16 protein-coding genes and 6 pseudogenes are annotated in these 23,302 nt (G+C 33.8%); 4 read left to right on the forward strand and 18 right to left on the reverse strand.

Annotated elements, in window-relative coordinates; genetic code table 11:
* Positions 1-2: 2 nt before the first annotated feature.
* The 8 genes and pseudogenes from ACQ9BO_RS00200 to ACQ9BO_RS00235 form a co-directional block, all read right to left on the reverse strand.
* Positions 3-965: a DUF3858 domain-containing protein gene (locus tag ACQ9BO_RS00200; RefSeq protein ID WP_431243189.1), complete on the reverse strand. Its 963-nt coding sequence runs from the start codon at positions 963-965 to the stop codon at positions 3-5.
* 32 nt (positions 966-997) lie between these two features.
* Positions 998-1,273 carry a hypothetical protein gene (locus ACQ9BO_RS00205; RefSeq protein WP_431243190.1) on the reverse strand — a complete coding sequence of 92 codons (276 nt, stop codon included), beginning with the start codon at positions 1,271-1,273 and terminating at the stop codon, positions 998-1,000.
* A 20-nt stretch (positions 1,274-1,293) separates the two neighbouring features.
* Positions 1,294-1,908 (reverse strand): DUF3857 domain-containing protein, encoded by a 615-nt coding sequence (locus tag ACQ9BO_RS00210; RefSeq protein WP_431243191.1) that lies wholly within the window; start codon positions 1,906-1,908, stop codon positions 1,294-1,296.
* Positions 1,909-1,971: 63 nt separating this feature from the next.
* Positions 1,972-2,423: pseudogene (gene dtd, locus ACQ9BO_RS00215) on the reverse strand (D-aminoacyl-tRNA deacylase).
* Between the two features lie 179 nt (positions 2,424-2,602).
* On the reverse strand, positions 2,603-3,580 hold the full coding sequence (gene rsgA / locus ACQ9BO_RS00220) for a ribosome small subunit-dependent GTPase A (RefSeq protein WP_431243192.1): 978 nt from the start codon (positions 3,578-3,580) through the stop codon (positions 2,603-2,605).
* Positions 3,581-3,718: 138 nt separating this feature from the next.
* Complete coding sequence (locus tag ACQ9BO_RS00225) at positions 3,719-4,759, reverse strand: hypothetical protein (RefSeq protein ID WP_431243193.1); 1,041 nt, start codon at positions 4,757-4,759, stop codon at positions 3,719-3,721.
* A gap of 125 nt (positions 4,760-4,884) precedes the next feature.
* Positions 4,885-5,430, reverse strand: a complete 546-nt coding sequence (locus ACQ9BO_RS00230; RefSeq protein WP_431243194.1) for a carboxypeptidase-like regulatory domain-containing protein — start codon at positions 5,428-5,430, stop codon at positions 4,885-4,887.
* Entirely contained in the window at positions 5,385-7,067 is a 1,683-nt protein-coding gene (locus tag ACQ9BO_RS00235; protein ID WP_431243195.1) for a VIT domain-containing protein, read from the reverse strand. Before ACQ9BO_RS00235 ends, ACQ9BO_RS00230 begins: the two co-directional genes overlap by 46 nt.
* A gap of 480 nt (positions 7,068-7,547) precedes the next feature.
* Here ACQ9BO_RS00235 and ACQ9BO_RS00240 point away from each other — a divergent pair, with 480 nt between their 5' ends.
* A complete protein-coding gene (locus ACQ9BO_RS00240) occupies positions 7,548-8,597 on the forward strand; it encodes a sialidase family protein (protein WP_431243196.1) in 1,050 nt (349 codons plus the stop codon).
* Between the two features lie 264 nt (positions 8,598-8,861).
* On the opposite strand, the pseudogene ACQ9BO_RS00245 reads toward ACQ9BO_RS00240, so the two are convergent.
* The 10 genes and pseudogenes from ACQ9BO_RS00245 to ACQ9BO_RS00290 form a co-directional block, all read right to left on the reverse strand.
* Positions 8,862-9,945 (reverse strand): annotated as a pseudogene (locus tag ACQ9BO_RS00245) (chorismate mutase).
* Positions 9,946-9,957: 12 nt separating this feature from the next.
* The gene (locus tag ACQ9BO_RS00250; protein ID WP_431243197.1) at positions 9,958-10,818 is read right to left on the reverse strand and encodes a prephenate dehydrogenase; all 861 of its coding nucleotides are present in this window, start codon (positions 10,816-10,818) and stop codon (positions 9,958-9,960) included.
* A 120-nt stretch (positions 10,819-10,938) separates the two neighbouring features.
* Positions 10,939-12,086: pseudogene (locus ACQ9BO_RS00255) on the reverse strand (pyridoxal phosphate-dependent aminotransferase).
* Between the two features lie 176 nt (positions 12,087-12,262).
* Positions 12,263-13,103, reverse strand: a pseudogene (locus ACQ9BO_RS00260) (prephenate dehydratase).
* A gap of 508 nt (positions 13,104-13,611) precedes the next feature.
* Positions 13,612-14,709 (reverse strand): DUF1501 domain-containing protein, encoded by a 1,098-nt coding sequence (locus ACQ9BO_RS00265; protein ID WP_431243198.1) that lies wholly within the window; start codon positions 14,707-14,709, stop codon positions 13,612-13,614.
* An 81-nt stretch (positions 14,710-14,790) separates the two neighbouring features.
* Entirely contained in the window at positions 14,791-16,158 is a 1,368-nt protein-coding gene (locus tag ACQ9BO_RS00270; RefSeq protein ID WP_431243199.1) for a DUF1800 domain-containing protein, read from the reverse strand.
* Between the two features lie 323 nt (positions 16,159-16,481).
* Positions 16,482-16,775: a hypothetical protein gene (locus ACQ9BO_RS00275; protein WP_431243200.1), complete on the reverse strand. Its 294-nt coding sequence runs from the start codon at positions 16,773-16,775 to the stop codon at positions 16,482-16,484.
* 154 nt (positions 16,776-16,929) lie between these two features.
* Positions 16,930-19,323, reverse strand: a pseudogene (locus ACQ9BO_RS00280) (ribonucleoside-diphosphate reductase subunit alpha).
* Positions 19,324-19,588: 265 nt separating this feature from the next.
* Positions 19,589-20,567, reverse strand: a pseudogene (locus ACQ9BO_RS00285) (ribonucleotide-diphosphate reductase subunit beta).
* Positions 20,568-20,903: 336 nt separating this feature from the next.
* Positions 20,904-21,473, reverse strand: coding sequence for a DUF3109 family protein (locus ACQ9BO_RS00290; RefSeq protein WP_320568974.1), 570 nt, complete (start codon positions 21,471-21,473; stop codon positions 20,904-20,906).
* A 319-nt stretch (positions 21,474-21,792) separates the two neighbouring features.
* On the opposite strand from ACQ9BO_RS00290, the gene ACQ9BO_RS00295 reads away from it, so the two are divergent.
* From ACQ9BO_RS00295 to ACQ9BO_RS00305, 3 genes are all read left to right on the forward strand, one after another.
* Complete coding sequence (locus ACQ9BO_RS00295; protein ID WP_431243201.1) at positions 21,793-22,371, forward strand: MarC family protein; 579 nt, start codon at positions 21,793-21,795, stop codon at positions 22,369-22,371.
* Between the two features lie 100 nt (positions 22,372-22,471).
* On the forward strand, positions 22,472-22,675 hold the full coding sequence (locus ACQ9BO_RS00300; RefSeq protein ID WP_431243202.1) for a hypothetical protein: 204 nt from the start codon (positions 22,472-22,474) through the stop codon (positions 22,673-22,675).
* A gap of 1 nt (position 22,676) precedes the next feature.
* Positions 22,677-23,282, forward strand: coding sequence for an FAD-dependent oxidoreductase (locus ACQ9BO_RS00305; protein ID WP_431243203.1), 606 nt, complete (start codon positions 22,677-22,679; stop codon positions 23,280-23,282).
* Positions 23,283-23,302 lie beyond the last annotated feature (20 nt).

A 23,302-nucleotide genomic window follows, 5' to 3' on the forward strand; every position in this document is an offset into this window, starting at 1 on the left:
GATTAGTTTTTGGTCAATATTATTTTGGCGTTATCATTTTTTGAAACCTGTTCCATAAAAAGGCGATATTCATCATATTCTTTGTTTGAATATTTCCCTTTGTTTAAAAACATGCTTCGTTTATAGACTAGCTTATTATTATCTTTTTTGATTATTTCGGTTTTGTATTCTCCAAATTTCCCTTTCAATTCATAATTAGCAGGAAGAAACTCGATCGAAAAACCAGCTGGAAGATTCACTTCAATTTCATCAGAATCCAAATAGCCACGCTGAATTTCAAATGGATTTTTTCTGTTTCTGATGCGCTTCACACTTTGATTATTTTGATTGAAAACATCCAGAGCAAAAATCATTTTGTTTGCAGAAATAGAAGCATAATTTATTGCGCTTAGTTGTACATCTTCGGTAAAACGAATATTCTCCTTATCGTTTGAAAATGCGATTTTGCCTAATTTTAAATTATTGATATTATCCCAATATTCTTTATAATGCGCTTCTTTTTCTGTTGGCTGATAATTCTCGATTCTAAATTTCTCATTGTATTGAGAGCCTTCAGACACAATTGAAATTGAACCTGAAAAATTTCCGTTTTCATCAATGGTGTAAATTCCTTTATCTTTTTGGGCATTTCCTTTGTCATCATATACTTTTGTTCGAACGATTTGGCCACCTTCTGGCTTTACTACTAAAACATCACGATCATCTGTAAAAGTTCCTTGATATCCAAAAGGATCATCTTGACTTGTACATTCCAACCAAGTATAATTATCACCATTTGGAATTGCCAAAATCATATGATTTCCCTGCATTGAAACAAAATCAGACTGAATATTAGATTTATAACGGTCGCCATATAAAATGGTATTGTATGAAGGCACATCAACTGCCTGCAAAAGTGCTTTTGTATAGTTAGACAAAGCTTTACAATCTCCATATCCTAAACGATCAACATCGCTTGCCTGCATCGGTTTCCAACCGCCAATACCAATTGCAATGTTTACATAACGTGATTTTTTTGGACATAATCATAAATGATTTTTGCTTTCTTGATTGGATCTTTTTCATCCCCTACAAGTGCTTTCATTTTTGCTTTGGTTTCTTCTGGCAAAGTTGTAGTTCCAGCAAGAATCTTTTCTCCGTACCATTTTCCAAATGCTTCCCAAGTTGTTGCAGTTCCGTCAACACCTTCTAAATGAAATTTCTCTAAACCCATTATGATTTTTGGAAATAAATCTCCAGGAGAGGGACTCAAATCTTCGGCTTTTTGTGCCAAAATATTCGATGCAACATAGCTCAGTTTTGTAGCAGTTTCCTCTGTTTTTTTATATTAAATCCAGCAAACTGAAATTCCTTTTTCTTAAAACCTAAATCACTTGGAAAAGCAACATTTAGAACACATTTTTCAACGCTTTCATTGTAATCACTTATAAAATACCATCGCGGTAAAAAAGCGGTGTTTGAAGTTTCTGTTTCACAATTATAAGCAATCGTAAACGGATATGAAACTGGTGTATAATTTAGATAAACCACTCGGTTATCTGAGAAAAGCGTACTGCCGCTTACTGCACTTTGATCTCTAAAATCTTTTCGCTTTATTTTTTTGATTTCATTGCCAGCCGCATCATAAACAATCGCTTCGATACTATTTATTGAAGTCGTTTTGTCGTAGTGCTCATAAGCTTCAATATCAGAAAGTCCCTTGTCGTTTAAAACAGTTACCACTCTTTGCTTTTTGACGATCATGCTTCGTTGCGAAACAATGTTCACATCCATTTGGTCTAATCGTACAACTGCATTTGCATTTTGTTTTAAGCTATCTGGAATTGTAGCAACAGTATAGTTTGCTTTTTGAGCATAAAAATTAAGCGTGGTTAAGAATAAAAATAACGCAAAAAAGGGGTTTTTCATTAGTAAGTAATTTCTCCAAATATATATTATTTTCAGAAATTCTTAACATTTGTTTATATTTTTTTACTCTCGATTTTTGCTGTCCATAACAATCGTTACGGGACCATCATTTAAGAGACTGACTTTCATATCGGCACCAAAAATTCCGGTTTGGATTTTTTTATTAAATTCCTTTTCCAATGCCGAAACGAATTTTTCATACATAGGAATTGCGAAATCTGGTTTTGCGGCTTTTATATAAGATGGGCGGTTTCCTTTTTTGTAGAAGCGTGAAGTGTAAACTGGCTAACGGCAATAATTTCGCCATCAATATCTTGAACGGAGCAATTCATGACATCATTTTCATCGCCAAAAATTCTCATTTTAATGATTTTCCCGGCAAGCCAATCAATATCTTCCTGAGTATCGGTATCTTCAATTCCGACTAAAACCAATAAACCTTTTTGAATATCGGCTGTTTTTTGACCGTCAACTGTTACTGACGCTTCGGAAACTCTTTGAATTACAACTTTCATTTTTTATTTTGATCTAAATGCGACATAATTAATTAGCCACAGATTACACGGATTAAACAGATTTTAATTTCAAGACGTTAGATGCACTGCAGTGCATCTCTACAAATTGGATTGGAATTTTACAAAATTTTATTTTCTCTTCGAGCAATAATTAACAATTAACCATTCACAATTAATAATTATTTACGTGTTTCATCACTCGTCGCTCGATCTTCACCATAAGTATCGGTACGATAATGCTCTTCGTCGCCTTCGAGGATTTTCAGATAACTATTATAGCGTGACCATGCGATTTCGTCTTTTTCCAAAGTCGCTTTTATAGCGCAATGCGGTTCTTCTTTATGTAAACAATTGTTAAACTTGCATTGATCTTTTAATTTGAAAAATTCCGGAAAATAACCACTGATTTCTTGCGGTTCCATATCTACAATTCCAAAACCTTTGATTCCTGGCGTATCGATAATTCTGGCATCAAAAGACAAATCATACATTTCGGCAAAAGTAGTAGTATGCTGACCTTGTTTGCTTTGTTCTGAAATCACGGTAGTTTTTAAATGCAGACTTGGTTCCATCGCATTTACCAAAGTTGATTTTCCAACTCCTGAATGTCCGGAAAACATGCTTACTTTGCCAATCATCATTTCTTTCAGTTTATCAACACCTTTATTTTCTGTAGATGAAATTCGGAGACATTTATATCCTATTTCAGAATAAATGTCTTGCAGATAAAGTTGATCGTCTAAAGTCTGATCATTTAGGGTATCAATTTTATTGAAAATAAGAATCGCTTCAATTCCGTATGCTTCGGCAGTAACCAAAAAACGATCTATAAAACTTGTAGTTGTTGGCGGATTATCGATTGTGACCAATAAAAAAACCTGATCGATATTCGAGGCAATAATATGAATCTGCTTAGACAAGTTAACCGATTTACGAACGATATAATTTTTTCTTTCGTGAATATTATGAATCATTCCTGTAACGGCATCTGAAGTTTCCTCCAATTCATAATCCACAATATCGCCTACAGCAATTGGGTTGGTACTTTTTATACCTTTAATTCTAAATTTCCCTTTCATACGGCATTCAATAAAATCTCCATTTTCAGATTTTACGGTGTACCAGCTTCCTGTAGATTTATAAACGGTTCCTGTCATTCTTATACTTTAGATTTCTGATTTTAGATTTTAGATTGCTTTTAAACCTAAAAAATAAAAGGCAAAATTACGTTTTTAGAATTGAACAACGCAACTTCGCCTTTTAAAATTGAAATCTAAGCTTTGGATTTCTGAATTTTACCAAATAATTTCAGCTAAAACATCATTTTCTTTTACTTTTCCTAACTGAATTGTTTTCAATGTTCTTGATGTTTTTCCAGCTTTTGTTGTATAAATTTCCACCAAAATTGTTGCCGGGCCGTTTTCTGTCAGTGTTGTTTCGCCAAAGAAATTAGTTTTGATTTGATATTTCCCTTTTACCGCATTTCGAATTATATATTGCTCTGGTCCGTAACCTTCTGTAAAATCTTTAGAAAATCTTCCTCCAATTTGTGTAGAAGTGTGGCTGTAATAACATTCTTCATTTGTTGGTTCAATTACATGCAAATCCAAATCAACATCCATTTGGTTCCAGTTCATGATAATTCTGATATCAACTGGCATTTTTGCCATATACTTTTTGTCTAATTTTCCTGTTTTCAATCCCGGATGTTCAATCATCAATCTGTTAATATCCATTAAAACAATATCTTCTACACCTTCATATTGCCCGCTCATTTCTCCGTAATAATTCACTTCAAGTGATTTTACTAATTCATTAAATGCCTCTTGGTATTTTCCGGCATCTTCTAGAGTTAAAGCATAATCCCTTAAACTCTGTGGTTCGTGTTCTCTCCAATTTGCAACTTGTTTTGCGGTAAAAACGGCATCATCATAATCTTTCCACTGACGCAAAGTATAAGTCAAAGTTTTATAAAGTTGATGATTCTCTAAACCTAAATCGGCAATATTACTAAGAATCAGCAATGCTTTTTTAACGTCACCTTGATTGTAGAAAAAGTGTGCTACATCAAAATAAAAACTTGGGTTTCTCTCTTGTGCTTTTCTTAATTCGAAATACAAATCATATTGTTTTTCTTTTGATGCCGAAGCCAGCGCCTTTAAATACAATCGATCTGGATTCCAACTTTTTGTTTGAACAACACCACTATTTGAAGACTTCTTTTTCGTCGTAATAATAATAACTCCATATGCTCCTCTACTTCCATAAGCAGAAATTCTCGACTTATCTTTCACAACCTCTACTGTTTCAAAATCATCTGATTTTAAATCGGTCAATTCGCCTTCATAAAACTGACCATCAACTATAATTAAAGACTTTTTCGAGTCATCGTCTAAATATCCTCGATCTAAATTTGTATCACTTTGGATAGTTTTTGCAACCTGACCTGCAACTTCGGGTTTTAAATCCTGTACAGCATCTTTATTTTTTCCGCGCTTCCAGCAGAAATACCAACAAGATCTCTTTTCCTTTGAGTTCCCTCCGCAACTTCTATAATTTCACTGCCAACTTTTTTGTCTTTTAATTCAGTAACTACTGGCGTAGCATTATCTTGAGGAGCCATTTTATAAACATTGTTATCTTCCTCAACAGTGACAGCCGTTCCTCGACCAACTGGTTCATCTATTGTTAAAGTGGCATCAGGATCTCCTTTTATGGTTTCATAACCTACTGTAACAACTTCTTGTAATCTGTTAGCGCTTTCTCTTAAATGTATCGTAACCATATTATTTCTACCCACATTTATTTGAGTAGATTCAAAACCAATATAACTAATTTCAAGTTCACTGTTCGCTGGAGCCTGTATAGTAAATTTGCCATCAAAATCCGTCTGGGTTCTTGTTCTTGTTCCTTTTAAAACAACATTTGCACCAGGCAATAGTTGACCTGTTTGATCCAATATTAAACCTGAAACAAATCCAGCGACAACATTTGTGTTTCTTTGCAAAACTGGCTCAGTAACATTATTATTTGATCTTTGTATGTTGCTATTTTTTGATTTTGCCACTTTTTTAGGGCCTGAATACTTAATATTTTTTCCCACCAAACATCTAATCCATTAAAATAACTTTCAATACTTTCCCAATTGTTCTTTTGCTGAGCTAAAGTTGCATCACGTTCCTGTTTTTTGATTTGATCAAATTCAGCACGTAATTCCGTTGGTGGCAAAATATCATACATGATGTAATCTCTCACATTTTCCAGAACAATCAACGAAGTATTTTTGGTTACAATTCCGAATTTCTTCCCAAGAAGTTCAATTTCATCAGCGTTTTTAGCGTATTGCAATTCAAGATTGGCGATTTTTTTCTGCGCCCAAAGTTTTTCAATATTTATATCTGAAGAATTTTGAACAGTCGCATCAAGCGTAATTTTCTTTTCTGAAACAACTTCATTACTATAGCCAAATAATAACGTAATTTCATTTTTTGGATTTAAAGAAATTCCTGAAAAACTGAAATTCCCAGAAACCGAAGTTCCTTCCATCGGAAATAAATCAGTCACTGTCAAATTCTCTTTTATTCCTAAAAACTTCAAATTGGTATTCGTTAATTTATCCAATGCAGTTTCATCATTTATCTGATTTAAATTGATGAAATTACCGCCAGTTTTGGTTGACGAAAAATTCAGAAAAGCAAAATCAGCAGAAACTGAAGATGTGATCGTATAAATTGGCTTTTTAGTTTTTGGCAGAAGTTTTTCACTCAAAGATGATAATCCGTCTGTAAAAAACAAATATTCATCCTGAGCCGTAAAGTTCAATTGTGAATAACGAGTTCCGCCATCGTATCTTGTCTTTTCTAAAACTGATTTTAATGCATCCCAATTTCCATTAGAAATAATATATTCCTGTTGTTTTTCAAAAGTGTAATTCAAAAAGTAAAGTGTAACTTTTGTGTTTTTTATCTTCTGAAAATAACTATTCAGCAAATTCAATTCCTTTTTTAAATCACGATTCTGGCAACTCAAAGAATTATCCCAAATTAAACCAATTGAAGCCGGTGTTTTTTTAGCGCTTTTATTTCCTTCAACAAAAGCATTTCCATAAAAATAATATTGACCGCCAGCGTTTTGCATTACAACACTTGGAATATTTTGTTGAATTGGAATTTTAAGAACTATTTTTTCCTCAGGCTGATAATTTTCTTTTTTAATAGAAGCTTGAAAAGATTGATTCCATTTTGAAAACGCAATCTCTTTCTCTGAACTCTCCGCTACAATGGGTGCTGACTCAGCTCCTAAAACCGAAACATTGATTTCAAACTGATCTAATTTTTTCGGAAATCGACTTACCAACTGATAAGTCAAATTATCTTTATCAAATGCCGAAAGTTCTTCTTCATAACCAATAACAACAGTTCTTTCTCCATTTGGCATTAATGGATAAATTCTAGTTTTAAAATTATTTCCGTCGACTTTCTCCAACAATCCCGGATCAACGCGACGATGTTCGATTGCTTCAAAAACCTGTTTTCCTTTATTTTTATTCACTGGAACGGCCTCGCGTAATTTCCCGTTTATATCAATCGCATATCTAGAAACCGAAACATTTTCTGGCAACGGAAAAATAAGTTCCGCTTCCATTTGGCGTGTACCCGAATTAAAAAATGCATTTCAGCAGTAGTATAAGCGATGTTTCCTACCACTTTTACATTGACAAAAAGCTTGTTCATTCGCACTTTTTCTGCTTCTTCACCTTTCACGGTAAGCTCAGGACTTTGTGCAAAAGTTTTTGTTCCAATAAAAACCAGAAAGAAAAGAAATACATTCAAATTCATTTGAAAAATTCGTGGCGCAGACGAAAACAATTTTAATTTCATGATACAAAAATTAAGGTTCATATTGTTATAGAGAACAAAAAACAACAAAAGGTTGGGAAGATAATTATTTTATTTTTATCAGTTTAATCTGAACTCAATATAGCAATAAATTTATCTTTATAGACCTTATAAATCATATCAAAAATCAAATTATTTAATTATATTCAGCGAGTAAACGAGTAAATAATAATTAAATGATGCAGATTTTTAAATCCATCATTTAACATCTGAAAAAAAGAATAAAATGACATCAAAAACAAAATGTGCTATAACAACTTTATTGGCAATCTTTCTTATTTTCAACGGATTGAAAGCACAGACAAAAGCAATTAATATAGAAAGCAGTTATATTGCAGATCCACCCGTAACGAAAGCCAGCCACGCATCAACTTTAGTGGAATACAGGCCAAATGAGATTTTAGCGACTTGGTTCGGAGGAAAACATGAAGGAGCAAAAGATGTCGGAATTTATATTTCAGCTTATAAAGATAAAAAATGGTCGGTGCCAAAAGAATTGATTCAGCCCTTAATAAAAGGTGCCGATACATTGCCTTGCTGGAATCCGGTTCTTTTTAAAGCTAAAAGTCAGAATTTGTATTTGTTTTACAAAGTAGGAAAAAACCCGAGAGAATGGTTTGGTGCTATGATTGTTTCCAAAGATAATGGAACAACTTGGGGAGAACCAAAATATCTTCCAGAAGGAATTTACGGGCCAATTCGTAATAAACCAATCGAAACTACTCCAGGCATAATTTTATGTGGGAGCAGTACAGAAAGTGTTACTACTGACGAATGGAGAATCCATGTTGAAGAATATACAGAAGCAACAGATTCTTGGAAGAAAATTGCCGTAGAAAACAATCAGAACTTTAATGTCATTCAGCCGACATTTTTAATTCACAATACAACAGATATTCAGATGTTATCCCGAAGCAAACACAATAAAATAGTTTCTAGCTGGTCTGGAGATAACGGAAAAAGCTGGATTAGAACCAATACAATCAATGTGATTAATTCCAATTCAGGAATAGATGCTTTGACCATAAATAAAAACCTTTTTTTATTGGTAAATAATCCATTACCGCAAGGAAAAGACTGGTTTAACGGAAGAAATATTTTGGATGTAGAATATTCAAAAGATGGTCTGAACTGGAAAAAATTATTTGATCTCGAAAAACAGGAAAAAGGCGAATTCAGTTACCCGGCAATCATTCAGACTACCGATAAAAAAATACATGTTTTATATACTTATGATAGAAAGTACATAAAGCATACTGCATTCGATTTAAATTGATCAGTACAATATTAGAACTCTAAAATCGTATCCATCTTAATGTGCAGTGTAAAATTTGCGGGCGATTAATTATTCTCGCTGATTTTGCAGATCAGCTGATTTATTTTCTATTTAAAAAGCACAAAAAAATCCCCAAAGCCCGAAAGCAATGGGGATTTAATATAAAAAAACAATCTACTTTTAAATGTGTGATATAACAAAAATTAAAAACAAATTATATTTTGACTTAAATTATATTATATCACTTATATGTTTTAAAGAAAATTATGCGTTGAAAATTTTCTCTTGGTGTCCAATACTTTCTTGGTGAATCGCTTTGAACATTCTTAAAACGAATTCTTCAGTAAGACCTTTTTTCTCACCTTCTAAAATCATTTTTCCTAAGATTTCGTTCCAACGGTTGTTTTGAAGAATCGCAACGTTAGCGTCTTTTTTCACTTGACCAATTTCGTCAGCTACTTTCATACGTTTTCCTAACAATTCTAATAAGTTAGCATCCAAAACATCGATGTTAGCTCTTAGTTTTTTCATTTTTTGGCTGTACTCATCTGTAGTATCATCCGTTTTTCTGATAGTCAAATCTTTTATGATTTGTTTCAAAGCATCTGGAGTAACTTGTTGTGCGAGCATCAGACCAAGCGTTGTCTGGATCGATGTGCGTTTCGATGATCATACCATCGTAGTTCAAGTCTAAAGCCTCTTGCGTTACTTCGAAAATCATTTTACGATCTCCAGTAATGTGAGATGGATCGATGATTAATGGCAAATCAGGGAATTTATTTTGCAATTCGATAGCAATCTGCCACTCTGGAATGTTTCTGTATTTTGTTTTTTCGTAAGTAGAGAAACCTCTGTGAATAACTCCTAATTTCTCGATTCCAGCCATGTGCAAACGCTCAACACCACCTAACCATAAAGCTAAATCTGGGTTTACAGGGTTTTTAACCAAAACGATTTTATCAGTTCCTTTTAAAGTATCAGCAATTTCCTGAACTGCGAAAGGGTTTGCCGTTGTACGTGCTCCAACCCATAATACGTCGATATCGTGTTCTAAAGCTAGTTTACAGTGCGCCGCAGTTGCAACTTCAGTTCCCATTAATAAACCAGTTTCAGCTTTTGCTTTTTGTAACCATTTTAATCCAATTTCTCCAACACCTTCAAATCCTCCTGGACGTGTTCTTGGTTTCCAGATTCCTGCTCTGAAAACACTTACTTTTGAATCTTTTAATTCGTGAGCGATTTTCAATACTTGATCTTCAGTTTCTGCACTACATGGTCCAGCTATCACAAGTGGGTGATTTAAATTGAAATCTTCTAACCACTTTCTCATTTCTTTCTTATTTTCCATCTTAATTCTAATTTACTTTTTAGTTGTTGTTAATCCGTTTAGTATTTCTTTTATTTTATTTGTGCTTTCCATTTCATGAAAAATGGCATTATAATCTTCTTCTTTCAACAAATCCCTAAACCTACTGAGATTTGAAATATATTCTTCTAATGTTTCCAGAACATGTTCTTTATTCTGCTTAAAAATCGGTGTCCACATTGCTGGCGAACTTTTGGCTAAACGAACGGTACTTTCAAATCCACTTCCCGCCATATCAAAAATATCTTGTTCGTCTTTTTCTTTGTTCATTACCGTTTTCCCGAGCATAAACGAACTGATGTGCGACAAATGCGAAACATAAGCAATGTGTTTATCGTGCGAAGTCGGGTCCATATATCGAATCCTCATTCCTATTTCGCTGAAAAGCTTTAATGCCTTTTCCTGCAATTTAAAAGTGGTTTTTTCCACTTCGCAAATAATATTTGTTTTTCCTTTAAACAAACCTTTTATCGCCGCCGAAGGTCCTGAAAACTCCGTTCCCGCAATTGGGTGTGTAGCGATAAAATTTCTTCTTTTTGGGTGATTGGCTACTGCATCACAAATTGGTTTTTTAGTCGATCCAACTTCAAAAACAATCGTTTTATCTCCAACCGAATCCAGAACTTTTGGCAAAACCGTCAGCGCCACATCTACCGGAACCGAAACAATCACAAAATCGGCATCAGCCAAATTTTCAAAACTTCCTGCTTCGTCGATAACTCCTAAATCAATGGCTTCCTGCAAATGTTTTTCGTTGCTGTCGATTCCAAAAATCTTCGAATCAGGATGTTTCTCTTTGATGTCCAGCACCATCGAACCGCCTATTAATCCTATTCCTATTACGTATACTTTCATACTTTTTCTTTAATTTCCAATTTTAAAATTCCAAATTCCAACCTTAATTTAACCGCAAAGTCCGCAAAGAATTCACGCAAGGTTCGCAAAGTCTGAAATCTAAAATCTACATTCTAAAATCTAAAATCGGCCGATCGCTTCTTGTACTTTTTCTTCTTTCACACACAATGAGAATCTGATATATCCTTCGCCGTTGCTTCCGAAAATCGTTCCCGGCGTGATGAAAATATGTTTCTCATATAATATTTCGTCAATGAACTTTTCTGAAGATTCGATTCCTTCCGGAAGTTTTGCCCAAACAAACAAACCAACTCCTTCTTTATATACTTTACAGTTTAGCTTTTCTGCTAATTTTTCCGTCAATTCTCTACGGCGTCTGTAAATTTTGTTTTGGTCTTCGAACCAAGATTTATCACATTTTAACGCGGCGATTGCACCTTTCTGGATTCCGTAATACATGCCGCTGTCCATGTTGCTTTTTACTTTTAAAACCGCATCGATAATTTCAGGATTTCCTAAAACCATTCCGACTCTCCAGCCTGCCATATTGAAAGTTTTACTTAGCGAATTCAATTCTAAAGCCACCTCTTTCGCGCCGCTAACCTGCAATAAACTCATCGGATTATCATTCAAAACAAAACTATACGGATTGTCGTTGATTAATAATATATTGTGTTTTTTAGCAAAAGCAACCAATTTTTCAAATAACGCTAAACTTCCTCTAGCTCCTGTCGGCATGTGTGGATATCCCAGCCACATAATTTTTACTTTCGAAAGGTCTAGTTTTTCTAAAGCTTCAAAATCTGGTTCCCATCCATTTTCTTCTTTCAAATCATAATAAACCGGAACCGCCTGAACCAAATTGGTTACCGAAGTATAAGTTGGATAACCTGGATTCGGAATTAAAACATGATCGCCTTCATTTAAAAATGCTAACGAAATGTGCATAATTCCTTCTTTTGAACCCATAAGAGGTAAAATCTCATTATTCGGATTCACTTCAACACCAAACTGATCACGATAGAAATCCGCCATCGCCTGCCTCATTTCTGGTAATCCCTGATAGCTTTGATAACCATGCCCGTTTTCGTCTTGAATTGCTTCATGACGACTGCTTCAATTACTGCTTTTGACGGACTCAAATCAGGGCTTCCAATTCCCATGTTGATGATCGGTTTTCCTTCAGACATCAACTGACGAACTTCTCTTAGTTTTGATGAGAAGTAGTATTCTTCAACTGTGTCTAATCGTTTTGCTGTTGTAATCATTGTTTTATTGCTTTATATTTTGCTTTAGGCTTTAGGCCGTAAGCTTTATGCTTTTCTTTTTTGACTTGTCACCCTGAGCGAAGTCGAAGGGCTTTCCAATTGGAATCTGGGCTTCGACTTCGCTCAGCCTGACAATCTAAAATCTTAATTCGTTAATCTTCAATCTAAAATCAACTTTATACCTCAGTCAAAGGTTTTGTGTTTTTATATTCTCCCAACACTTTAAAATACTCTGCCATAATGTTTAATAACGTTTTGGCTTTTGCGAAATCTTCGTATTTCTCAAATGTCACATCTACGAAAAATGAATATTTCCAAGGCGTTTCGATTTTTGGAAGCGACTGGATTTTTGTCAAATTCAGTTTGCAGTCGCTCATTACATTTAAAACCAGTCGCTAAACTTCCTCTTTTATGATCTAATTCAAATTTTACAGAGGCTCTGTTGATTTCGCTTTCTGGCAAAAATGAATTTTGCTTTTTGATGATTACGAAACGAGTCATATTATTTTTGATCGTTTGAATCGATGATGCAATAATATCCAGATCGTACATTTCAGAAGCGGTTACACTCGCAATTGCCGCAATTCCAGTCAATTGTTTTTCCTGAATTCTTCTTGCTGTTTCGGCTGTATCTTTATCCTCAACCAATTTGATGTTTGGATATTGTTTCAGGAAATCCATACACTGTAAAAGTGCCATTGGGTGCGAATGAACTTCTTTTATATCTTCAATTTTCTGACCTTTTAAAGCCATTAAATTTTGCTGAATGTTTAAATAATGCTCTCCGATTATGTGTAAATTATTCTTATCAATCAAAGCATAATTCGGAATAATTGGCCCTGCAATTGAATTTTCGATCGCCATAACCGCCTGATCAGATTTTCCGGCAATAAGGCTGTCGATCAATTCTTCAAAAGACAAACATTCATCAATATCCACATTTTCAGAGAAATACTCTTTCACAACCTGATGATGAAATGATCCTTTTATACCTTGTATTGCAATTTTCGTTGTCATATAGTCAAAAAAAATCCTGATTTGCATCAGGATTGTATATTAGTTTTATTTGTCTTAAATTTTATCTCAAATAACCATAGCACAATCCTGACTTCTACTAAAGAAGAAATAAAAATTGTTGCTAAAATAAAAACGGTTACTTGCCATTTTGTTTGTGTTTTGTTTTAAATTCTCTGCGAATGTATAAATTATTTTTAGTGCACCAAAAAAAAGATTGCATTTTATGAAACAAAAAGGGATTTCTTAACAAATTTAGCAGGTTTTGTATGATAATATAAAAAAATCGGCTTAAAATGAGATATTTATAATGAGGTACTGAGAGGCTAAGGCGCTAAGTTTTTTTACTACTATTTTTATTTTGACTGAATTGCCTCCAGCTTTAGGTGGAGGTTTAGGGCTTGGTATTTTCCTGGCTTTAGCCAAAATCTTTGAAGTTATTTGGCTAAAGCCCAATCTTACTCTTTTCTAACACCTCCAGCTAAAGCCGGAGGCAATTCATAAGATTTTATTAAGAAAACAATCCTGAAACCGGTTTATTCGAAATCCCTATTTTAGAATAATCGAAATTCATTTTCTCTTTTAATAAAGAAGCATACACACTTCTAAAATCTATTTCATATTTTAAATCGCCGTTATCTAAGTCTGCGAGATTTGGATTTTTTCCTAAAATCGTTCCTTTATTATTTCCTCCAATAATGAACATTGGCGCCGCAGTTCCGTGATCGGTTCCATTGCCGTTGTCTTTTACTCTTGGTCCAAATTCTGAAAAAACTACAACTGTGACATTCTGCAATAATTGTGACTGTTTTAGATCAGAATAAAAACTAAATAATGAATCGTTTAAATCTGTCAATTTTCGCTCGTGAATCGAAAGCTGATTATCGTGCGTATCAAATCCGTTAAGCGATGTGTAATATACTTTTGAATTTAGATTTCCTTTTATAAGTCTTGCAATCCATTCTAAATTTTTCGATAATTCTGTTTTTGGATAACTGATTTCTGTTTTTGATTTTGCTAAAGCTTTCTGAATTTCATCTGAACCTTCTGTAACCGAATTGGCAATTTTTCGGACAAAATCCAAATGCGGATTCTGAGATAAAGTCACATTTTCTTCTTTTGATTTGACTTTAAACCGATTCGGATCTTTTACCGTTATAAAATTAGGTTCTACTCCTTTTAAAGCCAAATTATCAATCGAATCTAAATTTATTCCCGCCGTTGCCTGATGTCCATTGCATTGCAAATCCAAAAATCTTCCGAGCCAGCCTTCATTTATATATTTATTTGAATCAGTTGCCGTCTGCCAAATTTCCTGACTTCTAAAATGCGAACGAATCGGTTCCGGATAACCCACATTCTGAATTACGGTTAAATCTCCGTTTTGTTGCATTTGGGCAAAATCTTTTAAGGAAGGATGAAACGCCATTCCTTTATTTTTTCCGATAACCAAATCTTTATTTAATGCAATTTTCGTTCGGTAATCATAATACAAAGGATCATCATACGGAATAAAAGTATTGAGTCCGTCATTACCTCCGTTCAATTGTACAAAAACGATGCATTGTTCGCCAACAACTAAATTGGTTTGCGAACCAAAAGCGTGCAAAAATCAGGCAATACAAGCATTCCGCCTGTAAAAGTTCCTGTCAATGTTAGAAAACTTCTTCTATTCATGATTCCTTATTTTCTAAATTAATTGATATTCGGGCAATTTGGTAATGTAATTAAACAATCGGATTACGGCGAAATTGGCGTGTTCTTCTTTTGGGTCAAAATCGTATTTGAGTAAATTTTCCATGTCTTTTTGCATCGACTCGTTTACCTCAAATAATAATCGGTTTGACAATTCAGTAATGATTGTTTTATTATTTCCATTAGAATCAAAATCAATTTTCACATCAATTTTGTCGAATTCTACTTTTAGCTTCTCATCTTCTCCCGACATTGTGTTTAATACTTTCTTTGAAATACTTCTTCCGTCGCAAAGCAAATCAGATGTATTATTTCGCTGTAAATAAATTTGCGAAGTCAGCCAAGAGTTTCCACCGTCCCATCCTTTTACATTTACTTGATTGTACAAATCCATGCCTTGTTGGCGTAGAAAAAGCGCTATCATCGCATCGTCAAAATCTTTTACTTCCAATTCATCAATCAACTGAATAATATACACTAATGGATCTTTGATTTTGTTTCCTGAATTCTCTTTGGCATATTCTTCGGTAAAAATTTTTGTCAGCAAAGGTTGGATTTCGAAGTTTTTCTTTCGGAAATAATCTCCATAATACGTCACTAAATCTTCGGGCGGATTATCATAAATAAACCATTTTAGAATTTTCCTAGTAATGAGATAAGGCGTATTTTTCTGTTCGAAAATAATATCAACAAGATCGTCTGCTTTCCAGTTTCCTGTTTTTCCGAAATAGGTTTTATCGCTGTTATCTTCTGGAAGTTTTCTATAAACGCCACCTTCATCTCCATAATTTAATCCAGCTAAAGCTTTTGCACCGTTTTTGATATCGCTTTCAGAATAGTTTCCAATTCCGATAGTAAATAATTCTAATAATTCCCTGCTTAAATTTTCGTTGTATTTGCCTTTTTTATTGTCGACATTGTCTAAATACTTTATCATCGCATTTGATTTGATGATTTGTTTGGTCAATTCTTTAAAATTGCCAAAAGCATGCTCACGCAAAATCATATTGTGCTGATAAATCCAATAATTGACTTTTACTTTTTGCGAAGTTGAAACAAAGTGATTGTGCCAAAAAACAACCATATTTTCGCGAAGCGGAAATTCATCTGTTCGCATTTTATTAATCCACCATCTTCTTAATTCAATGGCCGAATAAATTTCTTTTTTGAGAATTTTCTTTTTTGCGTCAGAATCAGCATCTTTTATGGCTTGCTTAAATTCTTTTAATTCGATAAGTGTTTTGGGATCGTCTTCTAAAAAAGCAGGAAGTTGTTTATCAAATTTTGAATCATAGGAATGTTTTAGAAATTTCTCTAATCCTAGTTTTTCAATTTTATCAGATTCTTTTCCAGAAAAACCCAATCGCAGTGACCAAAGATTGCTTTTTTCATAATTCAGAAATTATTACAATAAGACTTTGCTTTCTCGTAAAGGTTTAATTTAGAGAAAGTCTCTATATTACTTAGTTAAGTGGAATACTAAGTTTTAAAAATCTTTGGTAATAATCTAAACGTGATTTTTTTGGAAATATTATTTTCACAATATTGAATAATCATAATCGAATATAACCAGTGGTTTCAACCACGGGAAACGGATTGGGGAAATGCATTGTGTTCCCGTGGTTGAAACCACGGGCTATATTATAAGAAATTCATATGCGAATTCTTTCTTTTATGTAACCGCACTTAATCGTACGAGAATGCCTTGTTTAAAACATTACTAACTACTTCTACAAAATCATCCTCATTAGGAAATTGTTTAAAATTCAAAACAATTACACAAAACTCTTTCTCTGCTTTTATTATGAAAGGCTCATTTACGTTACTTAATTTACATTCAATAGTAAAATTTTCAAGATTCTTTTTTTGAATTATATTTTCACACTTTTCCTTAAATATTGACTCAAAAAAAACTTTATAACTATTAAACTCTTCATCAAATCCTAAATAAGGCAAAGGCGATTTATTTATTTCTTTCATTTATAATTTATCCTTTTATTATTTATTTTATAATCCCAATTAAAAAACATTTCTTTTTGAAAAAAAAAAGCAGTTACCATTACAATAACTGCTTTCTATAACGTAGAAACAAATCTTGTTTCTTTATTCTATTTTCTTTCTTCTAAAAAAGGAACTAAGACCCACACATCTCACAATCCTCAGGATCTGCCGCTTGTGCTTTTAAAAGCATCGCTTTATAATCCTCAACACTGATTGATTCAGTTTCCTGAACTAATGACGGAGCCGTTTCTTCTTTTTTATCGTTGTTTAATGTGAATTTAATCGCATCTACAGCCGCTTTTGTTCTTAAGTAGTACATTCCTGTTTTTAAACCAGACTGCCAAGCATAGAAATGCATTGAAGTCAATTTAGAATAGTTTGCATCTTGCATGAACAAGTTCAATGATTGAGATTGGTCTATGAAATATCCTCTCTGACGAGACATATCAATAATATCTTTCATCGACATTTCCCAAACTGTTTTGTAAAGATCTTTTAAGTCTTGCGGAATAATATCAATATTTTGAACAGATCCGTTATGACGCATAATTTCTTGTTTCAATGACTCGTTCCATAAACCTAGTTTTACTAAGTCTTCTAGTAAATGTTTGTTTACCACGATAAACTCTCCAGATAATACACGACGCGTATAAATGTTTGAAGTATAAGGTTCGAAAGCTTCGTTATTTCCAAGAATTTGCGAAGTTGAAGCAGTCGGCATTGGTGCCACTAATAATGAGTTACGAACTCCATGTTCCATAACTTCTTTTCTTAATGAGCCCAGTCCCAACGACCAGATAATTCCTCATCTTTCATTCCCCACATATTGTGTTGGAATTCTCCTTGTGACATTGGCGAACCTTCGAAAGTTGAATATGGTCCTTCTTCTTTTGCCATTTCCATAGAAGCAGTTACAGCGGCGAAGTATAATGTTTCGAAAATTTCTTGATTTAATGCTTTTGCTTCATCACTTGTGAACGGCATACGCAACATAATAAAAGCATCTGCCAAACCTTGCACTCCTAATCCAACTGGACGGTGACGCATGTTAGAATTTTCAGCTTCTTTTACTGGGTAGTAGTTTCTGTCGATTACTTTGTTCAAGTTACGAGTTACACGTTTTGTAACGTTGTAAAGTGCTTCATGATCAAATTTTCCGTTTTCGATAAACATTGGCAACGAAATAGAAGCCAAGTTACAAACTGCGATTTCATCTTTAGAAGTAAACTCCATAATCTCTGTACACAAGTTAGAAGAACGAATAGTTCCTAAATTCTTGTGGTTCGATTTACGGTTTGTCGCATCTTTGTACAACATATATGGCGTTCCAGTCTCGATTTGCGATTCAAGGATTTTCTCCCATAATTCACGAGCACGGATTGTTTTTCTACCTTTTCCTCTAAATTCATAATCTGTATATAGTGCTTCGAATTCATCTCCGTAAACATCATATAATCCTGGACATTCGTTTGGACACATTAAAGTCCAAGTTGAATCTTCCTGAACACGTTTCATGAATAAATCTGAAGTCCACATTGCGAAGAATAAATCTCTCGCACGCATTTCTTCTTTTCCAGTATTTTTCTTTAAATCCAAGAATTCAAAAATATCAGCATGCCAAGTTTCGATGTAAATCGCAAAACTTCCTTTACGTTTTCCTCCACCTTGATCTACGTAACGAGCAGTATCATTGAACACTCTCAACATCGGAACAATTCCGTTTGAAGTTCCGTTTGTACCACGAATGTAAGATCCTGTAGCACGTACGTTATGAATAGAAAGTCCGATTCCTCCCGCTGATTGCGAGATTTTTGCTGTTTGTTTTAATGTATCGTAAATACCATCAATACTATCATCTTGCATTGCCAAAAGAAAACAAGAAGACATTTGAGGTTTTGGAGTTCCTGCATTGAACAACGTTGGCGTTGCATGCGTAAAGAACTTTTTAGACATTAAATCGTATGTTTCAATAACTGATTTTAAATCGTCTAAGTGAATACCAACAGAAACACGCATTAACATGTCTTGCGGACGCTCAACGATTTTTCCGTTTATTTTAAGAAGATAAGAACGCTCTAAAGTTTTGAAACCAAAGTAATCGTAATTAAAATCTCTTGTATAAATAATATGAGAATCTAAAAAAGCGACATTTTCCTGAATTACTTTGTACACGTCATCAGCAATTAACGGCGCATCTTGTCCGTTTCTTGGATTTACGTAATTGTACATATCTTTCATCGTTTCAGAGAAAGATTTTTTAGTATTTGAATGTAGATTCGAAATTGCCACACGCGCCGCCAATTGAGCATAATCTGGATGCGCAATAGTCATAGAAGCCGCCGTTTCTGCTCGCAAGATTATCTAGTTCAGAAGTAGAAACCCCATCATACAATCCTTCGATAACTCTCATGGCTACCTTTACTGGATCTACAAGCTCATTCAAGCCGTAACACAATTTTTTGATTCTTTCTGTAATCTTATCAAACATTACTGGCTCTCTGTGGCCATCTCTTTTTACTACATACATAAGCTTACTATTTATAGTTATTGAAAAAATGAAAGTACCTAGAGAACGAACTCCAGCACTTAAACATTGCGTGTTTTAAAATTAATTTTAGAGAATTGTCAAATTCTCAATAGTTACCCGTTTCAAATTCGGAAATCGAACTTAAATACGTCAAAAATTGCTATTGAATCTGCGATTTGGGAAAGAGATTCAACCTTAAAATATTCTGTTAATCTTTTTTCAGCACCTCCTGAAGAAGAGTAAACGCTAAAAGTATTTTTGTTGTCTAAAAATCTGCATCAAATGAAATTTTCTGAGCATCACTATCTGTGTTCATTACACCTGATTTTTGATACTCTGCAACACGTTTTTCAAAGAAATTGGTTTTTCCTTGAAGAGAGATCATGTCCATGAAATCAAACGGATTCGCTGATCCATAAACACGCTCGCAACCTAATTCTACTAATAATCTATCGGCAACAAATTCTAAATATTGCGTCATTAAAGTAGCGTTCATACCAATTAAACTCACCGGAAGAGATTCTGTAACAAATTGTCTTTCGATATCTAGGGCATCAACAATGATTTCTTTAATTCTGTCTTTTGGAACTTTGTTAACCAAGTGATGATTATGCAAGTGAACTGCAAAATCACAGTGTACACCTTCGTCACGAGAAATTAACTCATTAGAGAAAGTCAAACCTGGCATCAAACCACGTTTTTTCAACCAATAAATTGAACAGAAAGCTCCTGAGAAAAAGATTCCTTCAACCGCAGACAAAAGCAATAAGTCTTTCAGCAAATGAATCAGACTCGATCCATTTTAAAGCCCATTCTCCTTTTTTAGCAATTGCAGGAAATACTTCTAGAGCATTAAACAATTCTGTTTTTTCTGCTTCGTCTTTAACGTACGTATCAATTAATAAAGAATATGTTTCACTGTGAATGTTTTCCATCATGATCTGGAAACCATAGAAAAATTTAGCTTCAGCATATTGAACTTCGTTTACAAAGTTCTCAGCCAGATTTTCATTTACGATTCCGTCAGAAGCCGCAAAGAATGCTAAAATATGCTTAATGAAATATCTTTCGTCGTCATTAAGTTTGTTATTCCAATCTGTCAAGTCTTGGTGCAAATCGATTTCTTCAGCAGTCCAGAAACTAGCTTCCATTTTTTTATACCATTCCCAAATATCATGGTGTTTGATAGGAAAAATAACGAAACGATTTTTATTTTCTTGTAAGATTGGCTCTATTTGCGACATGACAATTTTGTTTAATTTTTATACCAAAATTTTGCTTTTTCAGTACACTACAAAGATTGTCAATTGTTGCCAAAAATAAAAGTCAAACTTATTCACAATCGGGCGTAGTTTTTAACAACACCCCAAAAGCGACAAACTTTTCAGACAATAATTAATTTATTGTAAATGAACGTTTTAAAGCCCTATTTTACATCTCGAAGGGCTGTAAAATATAGACTTTTTGAAATAAAAAGCAAGAATTTTTTAATTGTTTTTAAAAGTTTTTTTGATGCTCAAGCTTTGTTTTTTCAACTAAAACTTAAGCAATCTCAAGTACAGCGGATGACCGCAGATTTATTAAGAATTTTTAAGTTCTTCGGCGACTTTTTCAAGCTCCAAATACCAATCTTCACCAAAGCGGCGAATCAAAGCTTCTTTTACGAATTTGTAAACTGGAACTTCCAATTCTTTACCCAATGAACAGGCATCATCACAAATATCCCATTTATCATAATTGACAGCCGCAAATTCGGTAAAGTCTTTTACACGGATTGGATATAAGTGACAAGAAACTGGTTTTTTCCAATCAACGATTCCTTGATTGTAAGCTTGTTCAATGCCGCAAAGCGCAGTTTTCCCATCAAAAATTACGTAAGCGCAATCTTTATTATCAATAAGCGGCGTTTCAAGATCGCCGTCGGTTCCTTTTACCCAAGTTCCTTGCGCTTCAATAGCGGCAATTCCTTCTTTTCTTAAAAAAGGCTTCACTTTTGGGTAGATTTCTTCTAAGATTTTAGTTTCAGCCTCATTCAAAGGCGCGCCCGCATCTCCATCAACACAACAAGCTCCTTTACAAGCAGACAAGTTGCATACAAATTCTTTCTCCAGAATATCTTCTGAAATAATAGTTTTACCTAACTGAAACATGATTCTAAAATACTGTAATTTATAAAGTGCAAAGATAGTCAAAGAAAGCAGATAAAAAATGTACCGCAAAGATTCGCAAAGGTTTCTGGCAAAGATTCACAGAAAACAATTCTATTTTTCATTTATTATAATTTAAACTTCGCGAATCTTTGCGGAAAATCTTTGCGAAACTCTGTGGCAAAAATCATAATTGTTACAAATATCACTTTTTTAACCTCTAAAACATATTTTTATAACAAAAATACATTGTAACGAAAAAACACCTAACTTTATTAACTACTTTTGCGAGCAGTTTTTAAACCCTAAAAATCAAAGTGATATGTTAGAAATCAATTTCAAAGAAATCATTACTGTTGGTATGGTGCTTTTTGCCGTAATCGATATTGTCGGTTCAATTCCGATTATAGTAAATTTAAGAGCGAAAGTTGGCCACATTGACTCTGAAAAAGCTTCAATTGTCGCAGGTGCCATCATGATTGTTTTTCTTTTTGTTGGGGAAGGTTTGCTGAACTTAATTGGCATCGACGTTCATTCGTTTGCTGTTGCGGGATCTTTTGTTTTGTTTTTTCTTGCTTTGGAAATGATTTTAGGAATTCGTATTTATCGTGATGAAGAACCGGGATCAGCTTCTATCGTTCCTTTAGCGTTCCCCCTTATTGCCGGAGCTGGAACCATGACTACTCTATTATCACTTAGATCTCAATTTCATACTATTAATATCATCATTGCTATTCTGCTGAATATCATATTGGTTTACATTGTTTTAAAATCTTCAAAGAAAATCGAAAATCTATTGGGAGAAAATGGACTGGGAGTAGTCCGCAAGACATTTGGCGTCATACTTTTAGCAATTGCTGTTAAATTATTCGTCGCTAATGTTAAAGGTTTGTTCGTCTAACATTTATTTTTATACTTTTACCCCATAAAATTTCTAAAAACAAAACTTTAAGCCATTTTTTAAAGTTTTACTTTGATTATTTTAAACAAAAAACAACCAGATGAAAATTTTTACTTCAATATTAGTGCTTTTGGCATTAGCTTTAATTGTTTTTAATATTACGCTATTAGACTTTAAAAACCCGTTTCAGGGTGACAGTATGGTAGCTTTTATTGGAATCGCGACTTCTTTCTGCGCCGTATTGATTCTTTTGATTTTTAGAATATCCAAAAGAATTGAAGAAAAAATGAACGAAAACAGATAACATGTTTGATGTTCTAATTATTGGCGGAGGCGTATCAGGCATGTCTTGTGCTTTAGTCTTAGGCTCTGCAAAAAATAAAGCTTTTGTTACCGATAAAAAAATCGGAATTTTTACCCATCAAAAGAATTCTTCGTTACAAGAAGCAATTTTCTACAATGCTTATGGCATTACGCCAGGAAAATTAGGCTCTGAACTGCTTACAGAAAGCACACAGGATTTAGCAACAACATACCCGCATATTACTCAGATTCCTAATGAAAAAGTAATAAAAATTGAGGGTAATTATCCTGAATTTACTGTTGTAACGAATAAAAACTCTTATAAAACAAAAAATATCGTTGTTGGAATTGGTTCAGCCAATACATTTGACATTGAAGGTTTGATGCAATTTGTTGAGCCTCATAAAAAAGCTCTTCCAGAAAAACAACGAATTCAGCTTAAAAATGAAGACCACAAAGTTACTGATGGAATTTATGTAATTGGAACTTTAGCTGGCTGGAGAAGTCAATTAGCCATTGCAACCGGAAGTGGCGCCGCCGTTGCTACAGATATTTTGACTTTGTGGAATAACGGCGTGCAGACTCATTCGCACGATAGCATTCGATAATTTTTTCACCATTAAGAGAT

This window comes from Flavobacterium sp. P21 (assembly GCF_050632225.1).
Taxonomy (GTDB): Bacteria; Bacteroidota; Bacteroidia; order Flavobacteriales; family Flavobacteriaceae; genus Flavobacterium.